Origin of the sequence: Xanthomonas translucens pv. undulosa, assembly GCF_017301775.1 — a bacterium.
In the GTDB taxonomy this organism is placed as follows: Bacteria; Pseudomonadota; Gammaproteobacteria; order Xanthomonadales; family Xanthomonadaceae; genus Xanthomonas_A; species Xanthomonas_A translucens.
Map to the genome: position 1 here is coordinate 1,409,788 of NZ_CP063993.1, position 21,753 is coordinate 1,431,540.

A 21,753-nucleotide genomic window follows, 5' to 3' on the forward strand; every position below is an offset into this window, starting at 1 on the left:
GGCGCTGCCCATCTACTTGGAGGCTAGCGGCAAACATGCCAGACCAGCTACAATGGCGCCTCGCAAGTCAGGAGACATCTCTGGTTTGCGTGCTGTAGGAGAGTCAGGACGTTGGATCGGGATCAGCACCTCCCCTCTCTCCGCCAGATTCGAATTGCGCTTCCCTCGCAGAATTGCGTCGCCGCCGGCGAAAGCGTTCAAGGGGAAAGACCGCGCCGCTGGCGCGGTTTCGTCTCTATGGTGGCCCCGTCGGCCCCTCGCGACGCTAGGTCGAAAACTCCGCCAGGGCCGGAAGGCAGCAACGGTATCGATCGACGCGGGCGCCGAGGTCAGCCGGCGGGGTCGCCACCCTAAATCCTGAAACGCAAGCGCAGCAGGCCGCTTATGCGCTTATGCGCAGTTCGCGCCTGCTCGTCCGCCGTGTCGCGGCTGGCACAGCCCTACGCCTCCGGATGCAACCAGCCGGCGTCGCCCTCGCGGTAGCGCTCGTGTTTCCAGATCGGCACCCGCGCCTTGACCTCGTCGATGACGTAGCGGCAGGCGCCGAAGGCGGCGTCGCGGTGCGCCGCGATCACGCCCACCCAGACCGCCAGGTCGCCGATCGCCAGGTCGCCGACGCGATGCACGCAGCGCAGGTCGAGGATGTCGAAGCGGGCCAGGGCTTCGTCGGCGATGCGCCGGCCTTCGGCCTCGGCCAGTGCCGCGTAGGCTTCGTAGCGCAGGCCATCGACCGCGCGGCCGTCGTTGTGGTCGCGCACCCAGCCTTCGAAACTGGCGTAGGCGCCGGCCTGCGCATGCGCCAGCGGCGCGCGCAGCGCGGCGATGTCCAGGGCGCGGTCGGCGAGATGGAAGCGGTGCGTGTCGGACATCGGTCAACCTCCCGAGACCGGCGGAATGAACACCACCTCGCTGCCCTCGCGCAGCGCGTCGTCCCAGCCCACGAAGGCGCCGTCCACGGCTACGCGCAAACGCTGCGACGGCCAGCGCAGGCCGTGCCGCGCATCGAGTTCGGCATACAACGCGCGCAGGTCGGCCGCGGCGGTCTGCACCTGTTCGCGCTCGATCCCCGCCGCCTCGCGCAGGCTGGCGAAATACAGCACGGTCACGCGCACGCTCATGCCGCGCTCCCGACGTCGCGCTTGCCGCCACGCTTGCCGAGCAGCCGTACCGGGCCGATCGTCATCGCATGGGTCAGCGCCTTGCACATGTCGTAGACGGTCAGCGCAGCGATGCTGGCGCCGGTCAGCGCCTCCATCTCCACCCCAGTGCGGTGCACGGTGCGCACTGTGCATTCGATGCGCAGCACCTGCGGCGAGGCCCAGTCGATCGCGAAGCGGCAGCCGTCGATAGGTAGCGGATGGCAGAACGGGATCAGTTCGTGGGTGCGCTTGACCGCCATGGTGCCGGCGATCACCGCCGTGTCGACGATGCCGCCCTTGGCGCTGCGCAGCGCGTCGGCGCGCAATTGCGCGGCCACCGCCACGGGAAAGCGCACCCGCGACTCGGCCACGGCGACGCGTGCGGTGACGGCTTTGGCCGAGACGTCCACCATCGTCGGCAGCCCCTGCGGGTCCAGATGGGTCAGCCTCTTGCTCGCCGCGACGGCGTATTTGACCTTTTCTTCGCTCATAGGCTGCACTGCCGCTCCCACGACACCCTGCTCAGGCGGCGCCGGGAATCGGCGTGCCCTGGTGGAACAGCATGCGCCATTCGCCGTCGCGGCAGCGCCACAGCGAACTGCGCAGCGCATGCCGTACCGGCACGCCGGCGCCATCGTAGCGCTCGCTGCGATAGCGCAGCTGCGCCAGATCCGGCGCCGGCAACCACGCCTGCAAATCGAACGCGCGATAGCGGACCGCGCCGGCCAGTGCCGGCAGTTCCTGCAACAGCGCCTGCCTGTCGATGCATCGCCCGGACGCACCGAATTCGACGAACGCCTCGTTGAGCAGCGCCGACAACCGCGCCACCGAGGCGCGCGTGGCCGGCTCCAGCAATTCCAGCTCCAGCGCGAACAATCGGTGCTTCAGCAACTCGTCCATTGCGCTCATCCGCCGATCAGGAACATCTCGACGTGCTTGCCGCGCGCCGCGCGCGCATCGCCGCGCAGTTCGCTGTAGCGATCGCCGCGCTGGCCCCACAGCGCCTGCACGCGCTCGGCCAGCGCGTCCTCGCCGCCGGCCAGGGCCGGCTTCAGATCCGTGCCGGCGGCGGCGAACAGGCAGGTGTAGAGCTGGCCATCGGCCGACACCCGCGCGCGATGACAATCGCCGCAGAACGGCGCGCTGACCGAACTGACGAAGCCGATCTCGCCGCCGCCATCGACGAAGGCGTGGCGTGCGGCAACTTCGCCGGCGTAATGCGGGTCTAGCGCGCGCAACGGCCAGCGTGCGGCGATGCGCGCGTGCAATTCGGCCGACGGCACCACCCGTTCGCGGCGCCACGCATTGCAGGTGCCCACGTCCATGTATTCGATGAAGCGCAGCACGTGGCCGCTGCCGCGGAAGTGCGCCAGCAGCGGCAGCACCTGGTCATCGTTGATGCCGCGCTGGACCACGCAATTGATCTTCACCGGTCCCAGCCCGGCCGCCACGGCCGCGTCGATGCCGGCCAGTACCTGTGCCACCTCGCCGCGGTCGCCGGACATGCGCCGGAAGGTCGCCGCGTCGATCGCGTCCAGGCTCACCGTGACCCTGCGCAACCCCGCATCGCGCAGGGCCTGCGCGTGCCGCGCCAGCAGCGAGCCGTTGGTGGTCATGGCCAGGTCGTCGAGGCCGGGAATGCACGCCAGGCGCCGCACCAGTCCGGGCAGGTCGCGGCGCAGCAACGGCTCGCCGCCAGTCAGGCGCAGCTTGCTGACGCCGTTGCGCACGAAACCGCGCACCAGCGTCTCGATCTGCTCGAACGACAACCGCGAGGCCGCATCGAAGCCGTAGTCGTCTGGCACTTTGTCGGCCGGCATGCAGTAGCCGCAGCGGAAATTGCAGGCTTCGATCACCGACAGGCGCAGCTCGCGCAGCGGCCGCCCCAGCCGATCCAACGGTGCGATGGGTGCGAGCGGCAGCGGCGGGCGCAACACGGCGCTCATGGCGCCGGCACCTGCGGCGCGCGCGGCGTGTCCAGCGCCACGCACTCGCCCGGCCGCGCGACGCGGTGGCCGCGCGCGCGCAAGGCCTCGGCATCCTCGGCGCTGGCGTAGTGGTACAGCATCATGCGTTGCAGCAACTCGGCGGGATAGTCCCGTTCCAGGTCATCGACCCCAGTATGCGACGGGTTGCCGTGAAGGCCGCAGTCATGCGCGACCAGCTCGCCGTCGCCGGCATACCGGCTCAGCATTTCCGGGATCGGCCGGGTATCACCGCTCCACACCAGCGCGCCCTGCAGGCGCAGCCCGTAGGCGGTCTCCGGCCAATGGTGGCGTACCGGGAATACCTCCAGCCGCACGCCGTCGTGCCAGAACGCATCGCCGACCGCGATCAGTTGGAAGGCGTCCCAGAAATTGGCGCCGCCCTCGGCCAGCACGTTCGGGTAGTCGCCGATCCGGCGATGCAGCAGCGGCACAAGCGGCGCCGGCACGTACACCCGCACCTTGCCGCGCCGCGCCGAGAAATAGGCGTCCACGAACAGCCGCTCGAAGCCGGCCACATGGTCCAGGTGCACATGGGTCACGAACAGCGCCTGCGGCATCGCCTGGTAATGCGCCTGATACGCGCTCAGGCCTTCGCCGCCGCAATCGATGCTCAGCCACGGCGCGCCATCGCGCTCGATCGTGGCCATCGGCGACCCCAGCTCCACCGCCGACGCATTGCCCACGCCCTGGAAGCGCAGCGCCCAGGCCATCAGTAGCCCCGGTTCCAGGCCAGGTCGTAGGCGCGGCGCAGGCGCGCGTAGTCCTTGTTGACCTCGTCCACGCTGCGCTCGCCGCGCAGCTTCAGCAGCGAGCGATGCAGGCGTTTGAGGTTGCGCTCGCGCCAGCGCGTGGCCGGGATGCGCATCACGCCGCGGTCGAAATCGATCATCCAGCCGCGGCCGTTGCCGTCGAACAGGATGTTGTGCGCGTTGAGATCGGCGTGATCCAGCCCGGCGCGATGGAAGCGCGCGACCAGCCGCCCGGTCTCCTCCCACGGCGCGCCGCGGCCGGCGACATGCGCGCGGTCGGCCAGCGAACGCACCCCTTCCAGCCGCTCCATCAGGATCGCGGCGCGGTAGCGCAGCCCCTGGCGCAGGTAGCAGGCGGCCAGCGGCCGCGGCACCGGCAGCTTGCGCGCGATCAACGCGCGCATCAGCCGGAACTCGGCGAAGCTGCGGGTGCGATCGGCGCCGGACCACAGGTAGCGATCGCGGCTGAGCTTGGCGACCAGGCCGCCGCGCCGGTACTGGCGCAGCACGCTGGCGCCGAACGGGGCATCGACGAACCAGGCGCCGCCGCGGCCGCCCTCGTCCACCGGGCGCGCGCGCTCGGCCCAGTACGCGGCCGAGAACAGCGCCGGCTCGGCTTGCCGCAGCCGTTGGCGGTCGAACAGAATGGCGCCATAGCCGCGGCCCTCGCGGTACGGCGTCAGCGCTTCGGTGGCGTCGAATGCAACCATTCAGCGAGTCTAACAACACCATGGCAGCAACGCTCCCTTCGCTGTGCCTGTTGCGCCTGTCGGCGCTGGGGGACGTGACCCATGTGCTGCCGCTGGTGCGCACCCTGCAGCGCGCCTGGCCCGCCGCGCCGCCGCTGCACTGGATCATCGACCAGCCCGGGCACAGGCTGCTCGACGGCCTGCCCGGGGTGGTGTTACACGCCTACGACAAGCGCAGCGGCGTGGCCGGCATGCGCGCGCTGCGCCGTGAACTGCCGGCGCAGGGCTTCGATGCGCTGCTGCAGATGCAGGTGGCGCTGCGCGCCAACGTGCTGTCCGCGTTCGTGCGCGCGCGGCGCCGCATCGGCTACGACCGCAGCCGCTCCAAGGACCTGCACGGCCTGTTCGTCAACGAACGCATCCCCGACCGCCCCGGCATCCACGTGCTGGACGCGATCGGCAGCTTCTGCGAACCGCTGGGCCTGCGCCAGAGCTCGGTGCGCTGGGAGCTGCCGATTCCCGACGACGCGCACGCCTGGGCGCAGGCGCAATGGCCCGAGGACGGCCGCCCGGCACTGCTGATCTCGCCCTGTTCCAGCCACGTGCGCCGCAACTGGTACGCCGACCGCTACGCCGCGGTCGCCGACCACGCCGCCGCACAGGGCTGGCGGGTGGTGCTGTGCGGCGGGCGCAGCGCGCTGGAGCGCAGCACCGCCGACGCCATCGTCGCGGCGATGCGCGCGCCGGCGCTGGACCTGGTCGGCCGCGACACGCTCAAGCAACTGCCGGCGCTGCTGCAGCGCGCCGCGCTGGTGATGACCCCGGACTCGGGCCCGATGCACATCGCCAATGCCGTGGGCAGCAAGGTGCTGGGCCTGCACGCGGCCAGCAACCCGCGCCGCAGCGGCCCGTATTCGGACATCCGCTATTGCGTGGACAAGTACGACGCGGCGGCGCGCACGTTCCTCGGCAAGCCGGCAGCAGAACTGAAATGGGGCAGCAAGATCGAATGCGACGCGGTGATGGCGCTGATCGGCGTGGACGACGCGATCGCCGCGTTCGAGCGCTACCGCACCGACCAGGGCATGTAAGCCGGCTTGTGCGCGGGCCGAGCGTAGCCTTACCGTGCGCGTGCATGCGTGCTCGCCACACCTTCGGTCTGCGGACGCCGCCGTAAGCGTTTAACGTCAAGCAACGCGCCAACCGCGCAGGATTCGTCCGGGGCCGTTTCGCGTCAGCGCCCAGGCGCCCACGGGTGGCGCCTTTGCTTCGACCGGCTTACGGAGTTCGCACCATGTCCAGTTCCCCTCGGTTTTTCCCGCGCAAGCTGCATTCCCGCCATGCCGGCTGGGTGATGCCGCTGTTGTTGTCGATCCTGATGACCTGCGTGGTTTCGATGATCCGTACGCTGCGCACGGTCGGCCTGGCGCAGGGCGTGTACTCGCTCTGACTGGGTGCCTGGGCGTTGCCGTGGCTGATCGCCTTTCCCACCCTGCTGCTGGCATTGCCGCTGGTGCGCCGGCTGACCGGCATCCTGGTCGCCCGCGCCTGATCCGACCTGCCCTGGCCCGCATGGGCCACTGCGGGAGGCGCTCAAGCCTCCCGGACTTTTCGCTCAGGACGCCGCGCCGCGGTAGTCCTGGTAGGACTTCTCTTCGACGTAGCTGGAACCCAGCGCCAGGTTGATCTCCTTCTTGATCCGCGCGCGCTCGTCGTTTTCGTAGTAAACGCTGCGCGCGAGCTTGATGAATTCCTCGTCGAAGGCCTGCGCCCTCTCCTTGATCCGGATTTCGTCCTCGATCACCCATAGGCGCTCGTTGACCGCCTTCAGTTCCAAGCGCAGGCGGGCGACGTCGCCGCTGGCGGCCGGATGCGCCATCCAGGTCCTTTCCAGCGCCGACAGCTCAGCGCGCACGTTGGCCAGCTTGGCCGCATCGCCGATGCGCTCGGACTTGATCTGCAGGATGGCGATCTTGTCGAGCAGTTCGCCGAAGGACACGGGGACGAGGATTTCGGACATGGGTACACCCAGGCGAGAGTTGAAGGAAAGTGTAGCGAGCCGGCCTTAAAGCCATGTCGGCGCGGCGTGGCCGCGACCGTCAAAAACAAAAAGGCCCCTGACGGGGCCTTCTGCGAAAACTGGCGGGAAGGGGGGGATTCGAACCCCCGAGGCGCTATAAACGCCTGCCTGATTTCGAGTCAGGTACATTCAACCGCTCTGCCACCTTCCCGGGTGGTCCCCGGCGGACCGGGGGCGTGCATCATACGGTTCCCGCCGCGCGCGGACAAGCGCCGCGTCGCCCGGCAGCGCCCGTACCGCCATGAACCCCGCCTGCTCTGCGGCGCGGCCGACGATTGCCTGATGTCCGCTTGGCCGCGATGATGCCGTTTGAATGACAGGACGCCAGGCCGGCCGCGGGCATGCAATGATCGAATTCGGACACCTCACCCACGTCGGCCTGCGCCGCGAACTCAACGAGGACACCTATTACGGCGACAGCGAGCTTGGCCTGTGGCTGGTCGCCGACGGCATGGGCGGCCATGCCTGCGGTGAGGTCGCCAGCGCGCTGGCGCGCGAGGCCATCGTCCGCGAGGTGCGCGGCGGCACGGCGCTGACGCAGGCGATCCGCATCGCCGACGAAGAGATCATCCGCGCCTCGCGCCGGCGCAACGACAGCTTGCCGATGGGCACCACCGTGGTCGCCGCGCGCGTGCAGGGCAACCGCTTCGAAGTGGCCTGGGTCGGCGACAGCCGCGCGTACCTGTGGCGCGACGGCAAGCTGGCCCAGCTCAGCCAGGATCACAGCTATGTGCAGGAGCTGATCGCGCAGGGCGCGCTGACCGCCGAGCAGGCGCGCGCGCACCCGCACCGCAACGTGGTCACCCAGGCGCTGGGCGTCACCGACCCGCTGCACCTCAACGTAGCCACGATGACCGGCGAACTGCGCCCGGGCATGCAGTTGCTGCTGTGCAGCGACGGGCTGACCGAGGAAGTGGACGACCCCGGCATCGCCGCCACGCTCGGCCACGACGACTGCAGCGCACAGGAATGCGTGGACACGCTGGTGGCCGCGGCGCTGGACGGCGGCGGCTCGGACAACATCACCGCGATCCTGGTGCGCTGCCACTGAGCCGATGCGCCGCCGCCTGCGCTTGCCGGCGCCACGCCAGCCGGGCCGCAGCCGGCTGGCGCAGTGCGCGGCCGCGCTCAGCGCACGCGGGAGTGCACCGTCGCCACGCTGGCGGCGCCGGGAGTGAGCGCGGTAACGCCCGAAGCGGCGCCAGCGAACGATCGGCTGCTGGACCTGGCGCCACTCAACCCGCCACGGCGTCGGCCAGCACCACCGGCTCGGCGGCGTCCCACACTGCACGCCCGGCCTTCTTGCGCAGCTTTTCCAGACGCGCCTGGTGCGCATCCAGCTCCGATGCCGTGGGCAGCACCCGCGGCCGCGGCAGCAGCGTCGCCATGTCGAACGCGACACGCTGTCCGTGGGCATGGCTGCCGCGCTCGTCGGCCAGGGCGAAACCGATTTCCTCCTGGCCCGAGGTCAGCGCGATATACACCTCGCTGAGGATCTGCGCATCGAGCAGCGCGCCGTGCAACTGCCGGTGCGCGTTGTCCACGCCCAGCCGCTTGCACAGCGCGTCCAGCGAATTGCGCTGGCCCGGGAAGCGCTCGCGCGCCATCAGCAGGGTGTCGATGACCGTGGCGCGGTCGAGGATGCGCCCGTAGGACGCGCCCAGCAGCGACAGTTCGTTGTCGAGAAAGCCCAGGTCGAACGAGGCGTTGTGAATGATCAGCTCGGCGCCGTCGATGAACGCCAGGAACTCGTCCACCACCTCACGGAACTCCGGCTTGTCGGCGAGGAACTCCAGGGTCAGGCCAGTGACCTCCTGCGCACCGGGTTCGAAGTCGCAGTCCGGGCGCAGGTAGCGGTGGAAGTTGCGCCCGCTGGGGCGGCGCTTTAGCAGTTCCACCGCACCTATTTCGACGACGCGGTTGCCCTTCTTCCATTCCAGGCCGGTGGTTTCGGTATCGAGGATGATCTGACGCATGTGGCTCGCTGCAGGATGAGGCGTGGAAGAAATCAGGACGCGACCGCGGTGCCGCCGGCGCGTACCCGCAGCGCCTGGTTGCGCGCCAGCACGTCGACCCGCTCGTTGTCCGGATCGCCGCTATGGCCCTTGACCCAGCGCCAGTCGATCGTGTGCCGCTGCGCGGCGGCATGCAGCCGCTCCCACAGGTCGCGGTTCTTGACCGGGTCGCCGCCGGCGGTCTTCCACTGCCGCCGCACCCAGCCCGGCATCCATTCGGTGATGCCCTGGCGCACGTACTGCGAATCGGTGTGCAGCACGATCTGGCACGGCTCGCTGAGCGTCTCCAGCGCCATGATCGCCGCCATCAGCTCCATGCGGTTGTTGGTGGTGTGCGCCTCGGCGCCGGCCACTTCGCGCTCCAGGCCCTTGTAGCGCAGCAGCGCGGCCCAGCCGCCGGGACCGGGATTGCCGAGGCAGGCGCCGTCGGTATGGATATCAACAGTCTTCATATACGTCCAGAAATCAGATGGAAGCGGTCGAACCGCGCCAGCGTACCGGCGCGCGCAGCGGAATGGGGCCGATGCCGGCGGCGGTGCGTTTCTCCGCCTGCAGCAGGCACACCGCGCGCAGCGGCGCGCCGGAGGTCGCCGGGCCGACCCCGCCGCGGGTCGGCCAGACCGGCCCCAGGTAGCGCAACGGCTCGGTGCACGGCAGCCCGACCTGCTGCAGCAACCCGCGCCAGCTGCCGGGTGGCCGCGCCAGCAATCCCTGCCGACGCCAGCGCAGCCGGTACGGGCTCACCGCATTGAGCGCGAACAGCCAGATCCGGCCGCCCGGCAGCAGCACCCGCTCGCATTCCTCCAGCAGCGCCGCGGCGTCGGCACCGAGCACGTGCTGCAGCACGATCGCATTGACGCTTTCCGAGGGCAGCGGCAGCGGCAGCGTGCATACCAGGTCGCCGGCATAGCCGCGCGCGGTGCGGTGCAGGCGCACGCCGCGCCCCGGCAACTCGCGCGCCAGCGGCGCGAACGGCACCGGCGCCATCCACAACCAGGGCTGCGCCGGGCGTCCGAGCAAGGCATCCAGGATCAATGGCTGCTCGGCCTGGAGCAGTTGTTGCGCCACCACCGTATCAAACCAGGATGAGACGGCGGCTTGACGGGGGAGCGGGGCGGCAGGCATGGTGCCAATTCTATGCGACTGATCGCCCTGCCCGCATTCCAGGATAATTACATATGGGCGATCGCCGCCGCGGATGGCCGCGCCGTGCTGGTCGATCCTGGCCAGGCCGAGCCGGTGTTCGAGGCCGCGGCGCAGGGACTGCACCCGGCCGCGGTGCTGCTGACCCATCATCACGACGACCACATCGGCGGCGTGGCCGCCCTGCGCGAGCGCTGGCCGGATCTGCCGGTGTATGCCCCGGCGGACGAGCCGCGGATCCCGTTCGCCAGCCAGCGTGTCGGCGACGGCGATGGCGTCCAGGTGCTGCAATGGGAGTTCCGGACCCTTGCCGTGCCCGGGCATACCCGCTCGCATGTGGCCTATGTCGGCCACGGCCATCTGTTCAGCGGCGATACCCTGTTCAGCCTGGGCTGTGGACGCATGTTCGAAGGTACGCCCTCCCAGATGTTGGGTTCGCTGCAACGGCTGGCCGCCCTCCCAGGCGCCACGCTGCTGTGTTGCGGGCACGAATACACCCTGGCCAATGCGGCATTCGCCGTCACGGTCGATCCCACCAACGCGGCCTTGCGGCAGCGCCATCAGGAAGTCCAGGCCATGCGTCATGCTGCCCGTCCCACTGTTCCCGTCAGCCTCGCCAGCGAAGTGGCGACCAATCCGTTCCTGCGCATCGCCTCGGCGGCGATCCAGCAGGCGGTCGGCGCCCGGCTCGGCCGCAGCGCTTGCGACGAAGTGGAAGTATTCGCCGAATTGAGGCGCTGGAAAGACGATTTTCGCGCATGAGGTCGCTGTTCCTGACGGCGGCGCTGACGCTGGCAATCGCGTCGGTGTCCCCTTGCGCAGGCGCGGCGGCGCCGATCGGCGCGGCGCTGGAGCAGACCGTGGCTGGCCTGAACGTGCTGCCGACGGATGCCGCGGCGCTGCCGCCGGCCACCACCCGTAACGGCCACGCCATCCTCGCCAGCTTCCGCGACGGCCTGGCCGATGCGCAATGCGACGGCGGCACCATCGATGCGCGCTGGAAGCAGCAGTTCGCGCGCGCGCCGGCGCGGCTGGCCAACGAGGACGAGGACGTGTTGCCGCTGTTCGGCTACGTGGTGGATGAACTGCGTGCCGCCGACCTGCCCACCGAATTCGCGCTGATCCCGTTCGTGGAGAGCGGCTACCGCCCCGCCGCACGCAACACCGGTGGTCCGGCCGGGCTGTGGCAGTTCATCGCCGATACCGCCCGCAACCACGACGTTCCGGTCGAAGGCAGCTACGACGGGCGCCTGTCCGCGGTGGATTCCACCCGCGCCGCGGTGCGCTACCTGAAGACCTTGCACGGCATGTTCGGCGGCGACTGGCGCCTGGCGATCATGGCCTACAACGCCGGCGAATACCGTGTGCTGCAGTCGATGCGCCGGGTCGACATGAACGCGCAGAACGCGCAGCCGGAGAAGTTGCCGGGGCTGTCGCCGATCACCTATGCCTATGTCGAGAAGCTGCACGCGCTGGCCTGCGTCCTGGAGCAGGCGCAGACCCACGACGAATGGATGGCCTCGCTGGACCGCGAAGTGCCGATCCTGCAGGCGCGCACCCTGCCCGCCGGCATGGCGCTGGACGAATGGGCGCGACAGCAGGCGCTGCAGGGCAACCAGGTCGCACGGCTGAATCCGGCGCTGGGCAGCGCGGGCAACAAAAAGCGCGCACTGCCGGTGCTGGCGCCGGTCGGCAGCGGCGGCAGCGCCGCCACGGCCGCCGCCGATGCCATGGCCGCGGCGGCGCAACCGCAGCAGCCCGAAGCGCCGGCACCACGCGCCGTCGCCAGCCTCGCCGAGGCCACACCGCCACGCATGCGCCAACGCCCGCCTGCGGCGCGCCGCACCCACACAGTCCGCGACGGCGACACCGCCTGGACCATCGCCAAGCGCTACGGCATCACCGTGCAGACGCTGCTGGCGAAGAACGGCCTGTCCGCGCGCAGCGTGCTGCGCCCGGGCATGGTGCTGAGTTACGAGGAATAAGCCGCCCGCTGCGGCGGGAAGATCGAGCTACCGGTAAATCTCGCAGTCGGTGCCGGTTGCCGGCAGCCGGCTGCCGGCGCAGCGTGACCGACCACTGCGGTTGCACTGCCGCGGCAGGTGCGCGGCCCGAAGCAGGCTAAGTGCCGTTGCCGCGCTGCGAGCGCAGACTCGCCGCTTCCCCCGCTACCCCGCTCCGCGACGGACGCGCACGTGCCTGCGCATCTGCGCCTCACCTCGGGATATTCTGATCGGCATCGCCCCGCGCGCTGCCGCACTGCCCCTGTAGGAGCGGCTTCAGCCGCGACGGGATTTACTGATAGCGTCTGTCGCGACTGAAGTCGCTCCTACAACGTCACGATCAGCCTAGGCAACGTTTGGCCCCCAGCGCCCTTGCACTGACCGCGCATGGCCCTCGCCTCGCTCGCATCGCGTCGCCGATCCGGCAACTGGCAGCGCATGCCGCGTGTCCGCAGCAGTTCTCGCGACCGCACCGCGCTACGCTCGCGCCGCACGCCCGCACTCGCCACGGCTGCGCCGCCCAGCACGCAGCCGCCGGAAACGAACAAGCCCGGCAGGACCGGGCTTGTTCGCATCACACCGCCAGGGAAGCAGCGCTTACAGCTGCGCTTCCTGCACGCTGACCTTGTAGCGCTTGCGCATCGCGTCGATGTAGGACTTCGCCGCGGCGGCGCCTTCGATCTGGCCCAGTTGCTGCTTCAGCGTCGCCTGCTGCTCGGCCGGCACCTTGCTCAGGTCGCCCGGGTTGACCTTGTTGAGCACGAACAGCGCGTAGCGCTTGGCACCGCCCGGGACGCCGCTGGCCGACAGCTCGACCTTGCCCACCGACGGCTTGCCCGCGGCCGGCAGCGGCGCGCTGAAGATCGCGCGATTGGCTTCCGGACTCGGCATCGGCACGGTGCGCGGCAGCCCCGGCATCGGGTTGATCTGCAGCTTCTCCGGGCCAGCCAGCGCCTGCAAGGTCTCGCCCTTGCGCAGCCGCTCCAGCAAGGCGTCGGCCTTCGCCGCGGCGGCCTTGGCGGTGCGATCGGCATGCACCGCGGCGGCGACCTGTTCGCGCACCTTGGCCAGCGGCTGGGTCTGCTCCGGCAAGTGCTGGGTGACCCGAATGAGCACGGTGTGGTTCGGCCCCAGGGTGATCGGGTCGCTGACCGTGCCGTCCTGCACCAGCGCGTCGGAGAACGCCGCACGCCGCACCGTCGGCTGCGCGGCGATGCCGCTGGCATCGGCGCGCGAGAACGGCCCCAGGGTCTGTACCGGCAGGCCGACTTGCTTGGCCGCCGGCGCCAGCGCGGTCGGGCTCTTCAGCACCAGGTCCACAAGCCTGCCGCTCAGATCGCTGTAGACCTTCTCGTTGTCGGCCTGCTGCTGTTCCCCGGCAAGCTGGTCGCGCACCTGCTCGAAGCGCTTGCCCTTGCCGCCCTTGATCTCGCGCAGCTGGATCACGTGGTAGCCGAACTCGCTCTTCACCGGGCCGACGATGTCGCCGGCCTTCATCGCGAACAGAGCGTCCTCGAACGGCTTGACCATCACTCCCTTCTCGACCCAGCCCAGATCGCCACCGGCGTTCTTGGAACCCGGATCCTCCGAGTTGGCGCGCGCCAGCGCGGCGAAATCGGCGCCGGGCTGCTTGGCCTCGGCGGCAAGCTTGGCCGCCTTGGCCTCGGCGGCCTTCTGCGATGCCGGATCCTTGCCAGCGCTGATCAGGATGTGCGAAGCCAGGCGCTGGTCGGGCTCGACGAAGCGGGCCTTCTCGTCCTCGTAGCGCTTGCGCAGCGCCGCCTCGTCGGCCGGCTTGGCCGGCGGCAGCTTGCTCGCGTCCAGTTCGACGTATTCGATCGACACCCGCTCCGGCTGCTTGAAATCGGCCTGGTGCGCGTCGTACCACTGCTGCACCTGTGCGTCGCTGACCGGGGCGGTATCGGCCGGCGGTTCCGGCAACAGCGCCAGGTCCACGTCGCGGGTCTCGCCGAGCATCTTCAGCAGGCGCTCGGTTTCCTGCTTGGTCGCGAACGCCGACTCCATCAGCGCCGAGGGGATCAACGATTGCTGCAGACCATCGCGTACCAATTGGTCGAACATCGCCGGCGTGCGCGGCGGCGTGCCCGAGGCAAGCGCCAGGCGGTAGCGTTCAGGGTCGAACTTGCCGTCCTTCTGGAACGCCGGAATGGTGGCGATGTAGTCGCGGACCGCGGCATCGCCGACCACCACGTGCGCCTGCTCGGCGGCCAGCTTCACCACCTGCTCGTCGATCAACTGGTCGAGCACCTTGCGCTTGTTGTCGGCGCTCTCGAACTCGCGCGGATCGAAGTTCTCGCCCTGCTGTTCGCGCGCCTGCTGCCGCGCTTCCTCGAAGCGCAGACGGAACTGCTCGGTGCTCACCTCGTGGTGCCGCCACAGGAACGACACCGGCCACCACGACGGCGCCGACGACCACCACGACGGCGGCGCCTGCACCTTGGCGACGTTGTTGGCACCGACGCCACCGAGGTAGCTGCTGTCGATGACGAACAGGAACGGAATCATCAACAGGCCGATGATCGCGGTGGCGATCCAGCCCGAGGTCTTTTCGCGGAGTTTCTGCAGCATTGGTTGGGAACCGAGGCCTGTTGGCGAGCCGCGCAGTTTAACCCGCTTCACGGCCTGCGGCGGAATGGCGTGCCACGGGGGGCGCGCGCATGAAATCGGCGGGCCGCACGGCGATCGCCGGCAAGGCATCCCGGAAAAAAAGAAACCCCCGATCGCTCGGGGGTTTCACGTACAAAACTGGCGGAGTGGACGGGACTCGAACCCGCGACCTCCGGCGTGACAGGCCAGCATTCTAACCGACTGAACTACCACTCCGCTTTTTGAACGGAGGCAGGCACAAGGCCCGCAATCTCTGGGAATCTGCGCAGCGCAATGCGCGGCGGATGCTTCGAGAAACGAAACCCCCGATTTCTCAGGGGCTTCGGTGCAACTGGCGGAGTGGACGGGACTCGAACCCGCGACCTCCGGCGTGACAGGCCAGCATTCTAACCGACTGAACTACCACTCCGCATTTGAAACTTGCCGCTCGGTGCTTGTCTGGTGGGTGCTGAGGGTTTCGAACCCCCGACCCTCTCCGTGTAAAGGAGACGCTCTACCGCTGAGCTAAGCACCCTAGCGAGTCGATTAGTTTACGGCATCCTTCAGCGCTTTGCCAGCCTTGAAGGTCGGATTCTTCGACGCGGCGATCTTGATCGAGTCGCCGGTCTTCGGGTTGCGGCCGGTACGCTCGGCACGGTCGCGCACCTGGAAGGTGCCGAAGCCCACGAGGGTCACGCTGTCGCCCTTCTTGAGCGCCTTGGTGACTTCGGACACGAAGGCGTCGACGGCGCGACCGGCTTCGGCCTTGGAGATATCCGCAGCGGCGGAGATAGCGTCGTTCAGTTCGGCTTTATTCATTGGTGATGACTCCATGTGCGGCAGAAAACCGCGGAATTGAGGATCGGGTGTCGGCTTGGCCTGCCTCGTCTGCGACGAGGCCCCGATTGATTTTTCACTACCAAGCACGCCCGTTCGCGGTGCTCGCAAGTCGTGCATTTATACCAGCGGCCTCCCACCCGCGCAAGCCGAAAAGCCAGTAACGGCGCGGGTTTGAGCTACTTGGGCGGGCGCGGTTCAGCGCCCTTCAGTGCTTGACGCGCGCGTTCGGGGATGCTTTCGGCTTGGGCTTGCGACGCACCGGCGCCGCGTCGCCAGCGGTCGTTGCGTTCGGCTTCAACGGCGTCTCCAGCGCCAGATCCAGCACTTCGTCGATCCACTTGACCGGCACGATCTTCAGATCGCGGGTGACGTTGTCCGGAATGTCGGCCAGATCCTTGCGATTCTCCTCCGGGATGATCACCGTGTGGATGCCGCCGCGCAGCGCCGCCAGCAACTTCTCCTTGAGCCCGCCGATCGCCGAGACGCGGCCGCGCAAGGTGATCTCGCCGGTCATCGCCACATCGGCATTGACCGGCACCTTGGTCAGCATCGACACCAGCGAGGTCACCATCGCGATGCCGGCGCTGGGGCCGTCCTTCGGCGTGGCGCCGTCAGGCACGTGCAGATGCACGTCGTGCTTCTGCAGGAAGTCGACCTCGATGCCGAGCCGCTCGGCGCGCGAACGCACTACCGACAGCGCCGCCGAGGCCGATTCCTTCATCACATCGCCGAGCTGGCCGGTCAGGATCACCGCGCCCTTGCCCGGGACCAGGGTCGATTCGATCTGCAGCAGATCGCCGCCGACTTCGGTCCAGGCCAGGCCGGTGACCAGGCCGACTTCGTTCTGCTCCTCGGCGCGGCCGAAATCGAAGCGGCGCACGCCCAGGTACTTGTCCAGATTCCTGGAACCGACGCTGACCCGCGCCTTGTCCTTGCGGACCGTCGCGCCCTTCTTGGCCGGCGCCTTCTTGGCCGCCGCCGGCTGCGGACCGGACAGCGCGATTTCCTTGACCACCTTGCGGCAGATCTTGGCGACTTCACGCTCCAGGTTGCGCACACCGGACTCGCGCGTGTAGTAGCGCACGATGTCGCGGATCGCGTCGGCGGCGATCTCCAGCTCATCGCCCTTCAGGCCGTTGGCCTTCAGCTGCTTGGGCACCAGGTAGCGCATGGCGATGGCCAGCTTCTCGTCCTCGGTGTAGCCGGGGATGCGGATCACCTCCATGCGGTCGAGCAGTGGGCCGGGGATGTTCAGCGAATTGGAGGTCGCCACGAACATCACTTCGGACAGGTCCAGGTCCACTTCCAGATAGTGGTCGTTGAACGCGTTGTTCTGCTCCGGGTCGAGCACTTCCAGCAGCGCCGAGGACGGATCGCCGCGGAAGTCCATCGACATCTTGTCGATCTCGTCGAGCACGAACAGCGGATTCTTGCTGCTGACCTTGTTGAGGTTCTGCACGATGCGGCCCGGCATCGAGCCGACGTAGGTCCGCCGATGCCCGCGGATTTCCGCCTCGTCGCGCACGCCGCCGAGCGACATGCGCACGAACTTGCGGTTGGTCGCCTTGGCGATGGACTGGCCGAGCGAAGTCTTGCCGACGCCAGGGGGGCCGACCAGGCACAGGATCGGGCCCCGCATCTGCTTCACCCGCGACTGCACCGCCAGATATTCCAGGATGCGATCCTTGACCTTCTCCAGGCCGTAGTGATCGGCGTCCAGCGTTTCCTGCGCGACCTTCAGGTCCTTGCGCACCTTGCTGCGCTTCTTCCACGGCACGCCCAGCAGCCAGTCGAGATAGTTGCGCACCACCGCTGCCTCGGCCGACATCGGCGACATCTGCTTGAGCTTGTTGAGCTCGGCCTTGGCCTTGGTCTCCACCGGCTTGGGCATGCCCGCCTCGGCGATCTTGCGCGCCAGTTCTTCCAGCTCGCCGGGCGCGTCGTCCAGGTCGCCCAGTTCCTTCTGGATCGCCTTCATCTGCTCGTTGAGGTAGTACTCGCGCTGGCTCTTCTCCATCTGCGACTTGACCCGGCCGCGGATGCGCTTCTCCAGCTGCTGCACGTCGATCTCGCCATCGACCAGGCCGACCAGCATCTCCAGCCGCTCGCCCACTTCCCGGGTTTCCAGCAGGCGCTGCTTGTCGGCCAGGCGCACGCCGATGTGCGCGGCGATGGTGTCGGCCAGGCGCCCGGGCTCGTCGATGCCCGACAGCGTCTGCAGCAGCTCCGGCGGCAGCTTGCGGTTGGTTTTGACGTACTGCTCGAACAGCGACATCAGCGAACGCGCGATCGCCTCGACCTCGCGCTCCTCGCGCGATTCGGCCGCATCGATCTCGCTGCCCTCGCCCTGCAGCGCGCCGTCGCGCTCGGCCACGTTCTCGACGCTGACCCGCGACAGCCCTTCGACCAGCACCTTGATGGTGCCGTCGGGCAGCTTCAGCAATTGCAGCACCTGCGCCAGGGTGCCGACGTTGTACAGGTCGGCCGCCACCGGATCGTCGGTCTCGGCGGATTTCTGCGCGACCAGCAGGATGCGCTTGTCGGCTTCCATCGCGTGCTCGAGCGCGCGCATCGACTTGTCGCGGCCGACGAACAGCGGGATGACCATGTGCGGGAAGACCACGACGTCGCGCAACGGCAGGACCGGCAGGTCGAGGACTTCGGATGTGGACTGGGCCATGAGGGTTCCGATGTGGGGTGCGGGAATGCGGATAAGGCGGGCATAAAAATGCCGATGGCCCCGTTATGGGGCCATCGGCTGGACGATGCAAGAGCAGCGGAAAAGCCCCTTTTCTTTCAAGCGTTTAGTCGGTCGCAAAGGCCGCGGCAGAACAGCGCCGCGGCTTCACCCGGCACTCACTCGGCCGAGGCCACCTTCGGCGCCGGCGGCGGGGTCTGGTAAATCAGGTACGGCTCGGACTTGTGTTCGATCACCGACTCGTCCACCACCACCTTGCTGACGTTTTCCTGCGACGGTAGTTCGTACATCGTGTCCAGCAGCACCGACTCGACGATGGTGCGCAGGCCGCGCGCGCCGGTCTTGCGCTTGAGCGCCTTCTTGGCGATGGCCAGCAAGGCGTCGGGCCGGAATTCCAGCTCCACGCCTTCCATCTCGAACAGCTTCTTGAACTGCTTGGTGATCGCGTTCTTCGGCTCGGTCAGGATCCGGATCAGCGCCGGCTCGTCGAGTTCCTCGAGCGTGGCGACCACCGGCAGGCGGCCGACGAACTCGGGGATCAGGCCGAACTTGATGAGGTCTTCCGGCTCCACTTCGGCCAGGATCTTGCCGACTTCGCGCTTGCGCTCGGAACTCTTCACCTTGGCGCCGAAGCCGATGCCGCCGACGTCGTTGGAACGCTGCTGGATCACCTTGTCCAGGCCGGCGAACGCGCCGCCGCAGATGAACAGGATGTTCTTGGTGTCCACCTGCAGGAATTCCTGCTGCGGATGCTTGCGCCCGCCCTGCGGCGGCACCGACGCCACAGTGCCTTCGATCAGCTTCAGCAATGCCTGCTGCACGCCTTCGCCGGACACGTCGCGGGTGATCGACGGGTTCTCGCTCTTGCGCGAGATCTTGTCGATCTCGTCGATGTAGACAATGCCCTGCTGCGCCTTGTCGACGTCGTAGTCGCACTTCTGCAGCAGCTTCTGGATGATGTTTTCCACGTCCTCGCCGACATAGCCGGCTTCGGTCAGCGTGGTCGCATCGGCGATCGTGAACGGCACGTTGAGCAGGCGCGCCAGCGTTTCGGCCAGCAGCGTCTTGCCCGAACCGGTCGGACCGACCAGCAGGATGTTGGATTTGGCCAGCTCGACTTCGTCGTTCTTCTGCCGGCTCTCGATGCGCTTGTAGTGGTTGTACACGGCCACGGCGAGCGTGCGCTTGGCGCGCAGCTGCCCGATCACGTACTGGTCCAGCACCTCGAGGATTTCCTTGGGCTTGGGCAGGCTGCTGCGTGCGGACTGCGCCTTCTCCTCGAGCTCCTCGCGGATGATGTCGTTGCACAACTCGACGCATTCGTCGCAGATGAACACGCTCGGCCCGGCGATCAGCTTACGGACCTCGTGTTGACTCTTGCCGCAGAACGAGCAGTACAGAATCTTGTTGCTGTCGCCGGAACGGCCTTGCCGGTCTTCGCTCATTGCTTCGCTTACCCAGTTACCCCACCCGATGAACGGGGGTTCGATTTCGAGAATAACACAGGGCCGGGAGGACGCTAGCCCGGCCCCGACCCTGCGGAATACGCTGCGTTTCCAGTACATGCAAGCCTTATGCCGGCTGGATCGACTCTTCCGGACGGCGCTCCAGTACCTGATCGACCAACCCGTAGGCCTGCGCGTCGACGGCGCTCTTGAAGTTGTCGCGCTCGGTATCGCGGGCGATGGTTTCCAGCGACTGGCCGGTGTGCTTGGCCAGGATTTCGTTCAGCCGCGAACGCAGGGTCAGGATCTCGCGCGCGTGGATGTCGATGTCGGTGGCCTGGCCCTGGAAGCCGCCCAGCGGCTGGTGGATCATCACCCGCGAATTCGGCAGCGCGTAACGCTTGCCGGCCGCGCCCGAGGCCAGCAGCAGCGCGCCCATCGAGGCGGCCTGGCCGATGCAGATGGTGCTCACATCCGGCTTGATGTACTGCATGGTGTCGTAGATCGCCATGCCGGCGGTGACCACGCCGCCCGGCGAATTGATGTAGATATTGATGTCCTTTTCCGGGTTGTCCGCTTCCAGGAACAGCATCTGCGCCACGATCACGTTGGCCATGTGGTCGTCGATCGGACCGACCAGGAAGATCAGCCGCTCCTTCAGCAGGCGCGAATAGATGTCGTAGGCACGCTCGCCGCGGCTGGTCTGTTCGACCACCATCGGAACCAGATTCAAGGCCTTGGTCACATTGTCCACGCGGGAACTCCTGCTCTGTGTCGTCCCTGCACGGGGATGTGCAGGGCTTGCATCTTGTCGCACCCCCGCCGCCGCAGGGATTCCAGCATTTCGTCTCCAACCCGCATGCAACATGCGGGGCGTCGCGAAGCGCTCGCGTTACTGGCGGATCGCTTCCTGGAACGTCATCGCCTGCTCGGTGTGCCTGGCGCGCTCGGCGATCCAGTCGATCACCTGCTCCTCCATCACACGGCTCTGCAGTCCCCCCATCAATTGGGTGTCGTTGCGGTACATCTCAATGACTTGCTCCGGCTCTTCGTAGGTCGAGGCGATCAGGCGCAGGGTTTCCGAGACCCGCTTGGGGTCCAGGCGCAGCTCGTTGCGGCGGGCGACCTCGCCGACCAGCAGGCCGACCAGCACGCGCTTGCGCGCCGCGTCGACGAAGCCCTGGTGGGCGTCGTCCGGCACCTGGCCCGGATCGCGGCCGGAGCGGCGCATCTGCTCCACCTGCTGCGCCAGCATCGAACGCGCCTCGTTCTCGACCAGGCGCGGCGGCATTTCCACCGACGCATAGGCGGCGATCAGCTGCTCGCCGACCTCGCGGCGCAGCCGGTTCATCAGCGCGCCCTTGAGCTCGCGTTCCAGGTTGATGCGGATGTCCTTACGGAACTGCTCGGCATCGCCGCTCTTCACGCCGAAGCTCTTGATGAACTCCTTGTCCACCTCCGGCAGCACCGGCGCGGCGACGTCGACCGCCTTCACGTGCACCTGGACCTGCTTGCCGGCGAACTGCGGCACGCGCCAGTCGGCCGGGAAATCGACGGTCAGGGTCTTTCCCTCGTCCTTGGACAGGCCGACCAGGCCCTGCTCGATCGCCGGGAACATGACGCCGGAGCCGATCACACTGCTGCCCTTCTCCACGCCCTCGGCGGGCAGACGCTCGTCGCCGGCCTGCGACCAGGTTTCCAGGGTCACCAGATCGCCGTCCTGCGCCGGACGCCCGGCGGGCTGCCAGGTGCGGCGCTGCAGGCGCAGGTTCTCGATCATCTGCTCGATGTCGGCGTCGGTGACCTCGGCGGTGTGGCGGATCACTTCCAGCTTGGCCACGTCGATGTCGCCGAAGTCAGGCACCACTTCGAAGGTCGCCACGAATTGCAGTGCGTTGTCGCCGGCGCGGTCGATGCGCGGATTGCCGGCCAGGCGCAGTTCGTGCTCGCGCACTGCAGAGTCGAAGGTCTCGCGCAGCAGGCCGTCCAGCGCCTCGGCGCGGATCTGCGGCCCGAAGCGCTGCTCGATCACCTTCGGCGGAATCTTGCCGGGACGGAAGCCCTTGATCCGCGCAGTGCGCGCGACTTCGCGCAGGCGCCCGCCGATATGGGTCTCCAGGCGCTCCTCCGGCAGGGTGAAGGTCAGACGCCGTTCCAAGGTACCGGTGGTTTCGATCGAAGCTTGCATGTGGACTCCTGCCACCGGGAGCCCACGGCTCTCGGCACGATGTAGTAAAGAACGGATTGACGCGGGCACGGGACGGCCGCCGCAGCCGGATAGTTTCGCCTATTCCCGCGGCGCCTGCCAGCGCGCCCGGTCGGCCGGCACCGCTGCAGCCCTGGCGCGGCAGGGATGC

The 21,753-nt window shown here is 68.2% G+C and carries 22 protein-coding genes, 4 tRNA genes and 1 other RNA gene; 6 read left to right on the top strand and 21 right to left on the bottom strand.

Annotated elements, in window-relative coordinates:
* Window positions 1–246 precede the first annotated feature (246 nt).
* Window positions 247–343, top strand: an RNA gene (gene ffs / locus ISN38_RS05800) — signal recognition particle sRNA small type.
* A 97-nt stretch (window positions 344–440) separates the two neighbouring features.
* Here the strand turns inward: ffs and ISN38_RS05805 are convergent.
* The 7 genes from ISN38_RS05805 to ISN38_RS05835 are packed head-to-tail and all read right to left on the bottom strand — an operon-like array spanning window position 441 to window position 4,586.
* Window positions 441–869: a molybdenum cofactor biosynthesis protein MoaE gene (locus tag ISN38_RS05805; protein WP_003468598.1), complete on the bottom strand. Its 429-nt coding sequence runs from the start codon at window positions 867–869 to the stop codon at window positions 441–443.
* A 3-nt stretch (window positions 870–872) separates the two neighbouring features.
* Window positions 873–1,118 (bottom strand): MoaD/ThiS family protein, encoded by a 246-nt coding sequence (locus tag ISN38_RS05810; RefSeq protein ID WP_003468589.1) that lies wholly within the window; start codon window positions 1,116–1,118, stop codon window positions 873–875.
* On the bottom strand, window positions 1,115–1,630 hold the full coding sequence (gene moaC, locus ISN38_RS05815) for a cyclic pyranopterin monophosphate synthase MoaC (RefSeq protein WP_047324595.1): 516 nt from the start codon (window positions 1,628–1,630) through the stop codon (window positions 1,115–1,117). Before moaC ends, ISN38_RS05810 begins: the two co-directional genes overlap by 4 nt.
* Before the next feature lie 31 nt (window positions 1,631–1,661).
* Window positions 1,662–2,039, bottom strand: a complete 378-nt coding sequence (locus ISN38_RS05820) for a nuclear transport factor 2 family protein (protein WP_003468584.1) — start codon at window positions 2,037–2,039, stop codon at window positions 1,662–1,664.
* 5 nt (window positions 2,040–2,044) lie between these two features.
* A complete protein-coding gene (moaA, locus tag ISN38_RS05825; protein ID WP_047325546.1) occupies window positions 2,045–3,085 on the bottom strand; it encodes a GTP 3',8-cyclase MoaA in 1,041 nt (346 codons plus the stop codon).
* Window positions 3,082–3,837, bottom strand: coding sequence for an MBL fold metallo-hydrolase (locus ISN38_RS05830; RefSeq protein WP_003468578.1), 756 nt, complete (start codon window positions 3,835–3,837; stop codon window positions 3,082–3,084). Before ISN38_RS05830 ends, moaA begins: the two co-directional genes overlap by 4 nt.
* Window positions 3,837–4,586, bottom strand: coding sequence for a 3-deoxy-D-manno-octulosonic acid kinase (locus ISN38_RS05835; protein WP_058358974.1), 750 nt, complete (start codon window positions 4,584–4,586; stop codon window positions 3,837–3,839). Before ISN38_RS05835 ends, ISN38_RS05830 begins: the two co-directional genes overlap by 1 nt.
* A 20-nt stretch (window positions 4,587–4,606) precedes the next feature.
* On the opposite strand from ISN38_RS05835, the gene ISN38_RS05840 reads away from it, so the two are divergent.
* Window positions 4,607–5,656: a glycosyltransferase family 9 protein gene (locus ISN38_RS05840; protein ID WP_003468571.1), complete on the top strand. Its 1,050-nt coding sequence runs from the start codon at window positions 4,607–4,609 to the stop codon at window positions 5,654–5,656.
* A gap of 203 nt (window positions 5,657–5,859) precedes the next feature.
* Window positions 5,860–6,015 carry a hypothetical protein gene (locus ISN38_RS20155; RefSeq protein ID WP_003468568.1) on the top strand — a complete coding sequence of 52 codons (156 nt, stop codon included), beginning with the start codon at window positions 5,860–5,862 and terminating at the stop codon, window positions 6,013–6,015.
* A 165-nt stretch (window positions 6,016–6,180) separates the two neighbouring features.
* On the opposite strand, the gene ISN38_RS05850 is transcribed toward ISN38_RS20155, so the two are convergent.
* Together ISN38_RS05850 and ISN38_RS05855 are read right to left on the bottom strand one after the other, a co-directional pair.
* Entirely contained in the window at window positions 6,181–6,585 is a 405-nt protein-coding gene (locus tag ISN38_RS05850) for a DUF6165 family protein (RefSeq protein WP_003468565.1), read from the bottom strand.
* Window positions 6,586–6,705: 120 nt separating this feature from the next.
* Window positions 6,706–6,796, bottom strand: a tRNA-Ser gene (locus ISN38_RS05855).
* A gap of 195 nt (window positions 6,797–6,991) precedes the next feature.
* On the opposite strand from ISN38_RS05855, the gene ISN38_RS05860 reads away from it, so the two are divergent.
* The gene (locus tag ISN38_RS05860) at window positions 6,992–7,696 is read left to right on the top strand and encodes a PP2C family protein-serine/threonine phosphatase (RefSeq protein ID WP_047324594.1); all 705 of its coding nucleotides are present in this window, start codon (window positions 6,992–6,994) and stop codon (window positions 7,694–7,696) included.
* 184 nt (window positions 7,697–7,880) lie between these two features.
* Here ISN38_RS05860 and dnaQ read toward each other — a convergent pair whose 3' ends face one another.
* Genes dnaQ through ISN38_RS05875 form a run of 3 tightly spaced genes read right to left on the bottom strand, consistent with a single transcriptional unit; the run spans window position 7,881 to window position 9,785 of the window.
* The gene (dnaQ, locus tag ISN38_RS05865; RefSeq protein ID WP_003479734.1) at window positions 7,881–8,621 is read right to left on the bottom strand and encodes a DNA polymerase III subunit epsilon; all 741 of its coding nucleotides are present in this window, start codon (window positions 8,619–8,621) and stop codon (window positions 7,881–7,883) included.
* 32 nt (window positions 8,622–8,653) lie between these two features.
* Window positions 8,654–9,112 (bottom strand): ribonuclease HI, encoded by a 459-nt coding sequence (rnhA, locus tag ISN38_RS05870; RefSeq protein WP_003479732.1) that lies wholly within the window; start codon window positions 9,110–9,112, stop codon window positions 8,654–8,656.
* 13 nt (window positions 9,113–9,125) lie between these two features.
* Window positions 9,126–9,785: a class I SAM-dependent methyltransferase gene (locus ISN38_RS05875; RefSeq protein WP_038237642.1), complete on the bottom strand. Its 660-nt coding sequence runs from the start codon at window positions 9,783–9,785 to the stop codon at window positions 9,126–9,128.
* A gap of 12 nt (window positions 9,786–9,797) precedes the next feature.
* Here ISN38_RS05875 and gloB point away from each other — a divergent pair, with 12 nt between their 5' ends.
* Both gloB and ISN38_RS05885 read left to right on the top strand, forming a co-directional pair.
* Entirely contained in the window at window positions 9,798–10,565 is a 768-nt protein-coding gene (gene gloB / locus ISN38_RS05880; RefSeq protein ID WP_003468546.1) for a hydroxyacylglutathione hydrolase, read from the top strand.
* Entirely contained in the window at window positions 10,562–11,788 is a 1,227-nt protein-coding gene (locus ISN38_RS05885) for a lytic transglycosylase domain-containing protein (RefSeq protein WP_003468544.1), read from the top strand. Before gloB ends, ISN38_RS05885 begins: the two co-directional genes overlap by 4 nt.
* A 615-nt stretch (window positions 11,789–12,403) precedes the next feature.
* On the opposite strand, the gene ISN38_RS05890 is transcribed toward ISN38_RS05885, so the two are convergent.
* From ISN38_RS05890 to tig, 9 genes are all read right to left on the bottom strand, one after another.
* Entirely contained in the window at window positions 12,404–14,395 is a 1,992-nt protein-coding gene (locus tag ISN38_RS05890) for a SurA N-terminal domain-containing protein (RefSeq protein ID WP_003468543.1), read from the bottom strand.
* 178 nt (window positions 14,396–14,573) lie between these two features.
* Window positions 14,574–14,650 (bottom strand) — tRNA-Asp (locus ISN38_RS05895).
* Window positions 14,651–14,766: 116 nt separating this feature from the next.
* Window positions 14,767–14,843 (bottom strand) — tRNA-Asp (locus ISN38_RS05900).
* Between the two features lie 30 nt (window positions 14,844–14,873).
* Window positions 14,874–14,948, bottom strand: a tRNA-Val gene (locus ISN38_RS05905).
* Between the two features lie 11 nt (window positions 14,949–14,959).
* Complete coding sequence (locus ISN38_RS05910) at window positions 14,960–15,232, bottom strand: HU family DNA-binding protein (RefSeq protein ID WP_003468541.1); 273 nt, start codon at window positions 15,230–15,232, stop codon at window positions 14,960–14,962.
* A 226-nt stretch (window positions 15,233–15,458) separates the two neighbouring features.
* Entirely contained in the window at window positions 15,459–17,933 is a 2,475-nt protein-coding gene (gene lon / locus ISN38_RS05915; protein WP_058358970.1) for an endopeptidase La, read from the bottom strand.
* Between the two features lie 176 nt (window positions 17,934–18,109).
* Window positions 18,110–19,396: an ATP-dependent Clp protease ATP-binding subunit ClpX gene (gene clpX, locus ISN38_RS05920; RefSeq protein ID WP_003468538.1), complete on the bottom strand. Its 1,287-nt coding sequence runs from the start codon at window positions 19,394–19,396 to the stop codon at window positions 18,110–18,112.
* A 127-nt stretch (window positions 19,397–19,523) separates the two neighbouring features.
* Window positions 19,524–20,150 carry an ATP-dependent Clp endopeptidase proteolytic subunit ClpP gene (clpP, locus tag ISN38_RS05925; protein ID WP_003468536.1) on the bottom strand — a complete coding sequence of 209 codons (627 nt, stop codon included), beginning with the start codon at window positions 20,148–20,150 and terminating at the stop codon, window positions 19,524–19,526.
* Window positions 20,151–20,288: 138 nt separating this feature from the next.
* Entirely contained in the window at window positions 20,289–21,584 is a 1,296-nt protein-coding gene (gene tig / locus ISN38_RS05930) for a trigger factor (RefSeq protein WP_206712104.1), read from the bottom strand.
* Window positions 21,585–21,753: the final 169 nt, after the last annotated feature.